This window comes from Synechococcus sp. WH 5701, from assembly GCF_000153045.1.
Lineage (GTDB): Bacteria > Cyanobacteriota > Cyanobacteriia > PCC-6307 > Cyanobiaceae > Regnicoccus_A > Regnicoccus_A antarcticus.
This window is the reverse complement of sequence record NZ_AANO01000022.1, coordinates 1-2,135: the sequence shown is the minus strand read 5'-3', so window position 1 is coordinate 2,135 and position 2,135 is coordinate 1. Positions and strand designations below refer to the sequence as shown.

2 protein-coding genes and 1 pseudogene are annotated in these 2,135 nt (G+C 58.5%); all 3 read right to left on the bottom strand.

The features are described from left to right. Positions 1-1,082 (bottom strand): annotated as a pseudogene (locus WH5701_RS00095) (homoserine dehydrogenase); the annotation flags it as partial. A 38-nt stretch (positions 1,083-1,120) separates the two neighbouring features. Then, positions 1,121-1,564 (bottom strand): SufE family protein, encoded by a 444-nt coding sequence (locus WH5701_RS00090; protein WP_006169708.1) that lies wholly within the window; start codon positions 1,562-1,564, stop codon positions 1,121-1,123. An 8-nt stretch (positions 1,565-1,572) separates the two neighbouring features. Beyond that, positions 1,573-1,980: a hypothetical protein gene (locus WH5701_RS15990; RefSeq protein ID WP_006169707.1), complete on the bottom strand. Its 408-nt coding sequence runs from the start codon at positions 1,978-1,980 to the stop codon at positions 1,573-1,575. Between the last annotated feature and the right edge of the window lie 155 nt (positions 1,981-2,135).

Genomic DNA, 2,135 nt, shown 5'->3' with positions numbered 1-2,135 from the left:
GCACGTAATGGCGCTGACGGATTTCGCCTTGATCCACCAACACGCAACGACGCCAGCTGTTCGCTGCGAGAAGAGGGTCCAAGCGATCGTCGATTTGGGTGGCCTGGCTGATTCCAGCGATGTTGAGGATGTCCGCCACCACGGCTGAGGCGGTGGGTCCAGCCCCGGCCCCTGGTCCGTAAAACATCACGCGACCGATGGGATCGCCTTCCACAAGGATGGCGTTGTTAACGCCATTCACACCCGCTAATGGGTGATCATTTGGCACCAGGGTGGGTTGTACACGAAGCGAGAGGGGTAGGGGCTCCCCAGACGGCTTCATCCGTTCCGCCACAGCGAGCAATTTCACGCCATAGCCCAGCTGTTTGGCGTAATCCACATCACGCCCTTGCAATTGACTGATGCCAGCCGTGGGTATGGCACTGCGTTCGACGCTGCCCCCAAAGGCCAAATTCGCCAAAATCGCGATTTTGTCGGCGGCATCGAGTCCATCCACATCGGCCGCGGGGTCTGCCTCGGCGTATCCCAATTCCTGGGCGTCTTTTAAAACACTCTCGTAAGCAGCGCCTTCATCGGCCATCCGCGTGAGGATGTAATTCGTGGTGCCATTGATGATTCCGCTCACCCGGTTAATCCGGTTCCCCCCCAGGGATTGCTTGAGCGGTTTCAATGATCGGGATGCCACCACCAACGGCGGCTTCGATGAGCACATACACCCCAGCTTTGGCGGCGGCGTCAGCAATTTCTTCGCCGTGACGTGCAATCACCGCCTTGTTCGCGGTAACGACGGATTTTCCGGCGGCGATGGCCTGCAAGATCAAGCTTCGTGCTGGCTCGATCCCACCGATCACTTCCACCACCACATCGACTGCCGGGTCGTTGATCACGACGGCTGGATCGGTTGTCAGGATTTCATTGGGGAGTTCGACAGACCGTGGTCGGTTCAGGTCTCGCACCGCCACGCGCACAAGTTTCAGATCCGCGACAAGGGGATGACGTTCACTCGGGCTTTGCAGGATCGAAGCCACACCGCCGCCAACTGTTCCCAGCCCGAGCAGACCAATTCCGATCCCTGAACCCATTCCCCTTTTAACCCTTAATGACGCGACATTTCATAACTCTATGAATCGGCGGGCGCGATGTTGGGTTGAAGCTGGCGCGCTTGCTCTTGCATGGCGCGCAAAATATTGAGGAAACCGTTGGCGCGGGATGGGGTCAAGCTGGCTTGGAGGCCCGTGGCTGCGATGAATGCAGGGTCGACGGCTTGGACGACTTGTGGACTGAGGCCATTCAGCCCCTGAATCAAGAGAGCCAACAATCCTTTGGTGATCAGTGCGTCGGAATCCCCTTGCCAATGCATCACCCCATCGGCGAGGGTGCCACGCACATACACCTGCGATACGCAGCCCTTCACTTTGATGTCGTCGGTTTGTTGATCGGCCGGAAAGGGCTCCAGCTTTTTTGCCAGCCAGAGCACATATTCATAGCGGCGTTTGGGATCCGTTGTGCCGCCCAAACGTTCCACCATCCGGTCGAGGGTTTCACTGCCGGTGCTGGTGGCCATCCCGTTCGTCAGTCCTTACGACGTTGCACGCTAACCAGAAGCCCGACGAGCACAAGGCTCAACGGCAGGGACACCACCTCATCGAGCTTGACCTGTCCGGCCTGGACTGGCATTTCAAGGTAATCACGATGACCAGGGCCACCGTCGATTTGTAGATCGACGATTCCGTCTTCCACCGTGTCGAGGTCGAGGGTGAGGCGACCAGCTTGATCGGTGCGACCCAACTTTTGGCCTGCGCTGCCATCGGCATTCAGCAGACGGACCACGGCACCTTGCGTTGGTTGTCCATTGGAGTAGCTGCTGCTGAGCTCGAGTTCTCCGTTGAGATAGTTGAGGGCACTTTCGATTTGATGGGCCTGGACTGGGATCCCCCCAAGGCCACCAAACAGCAGGAGAGACGCCAAGACACGAAGCATGGTCTGCGCGATCAGATGACGCTCATGATGCGCTGGGTCTCAACAGCTGACCAGGCCCCTGTTCCGTAATCCAACCGTTAAAGGGCACATCCCAGGAATCCCGCGGCAATGGGGAGAATTGAACACACTGCGACGGCAGCACCACCCAGGCGGGA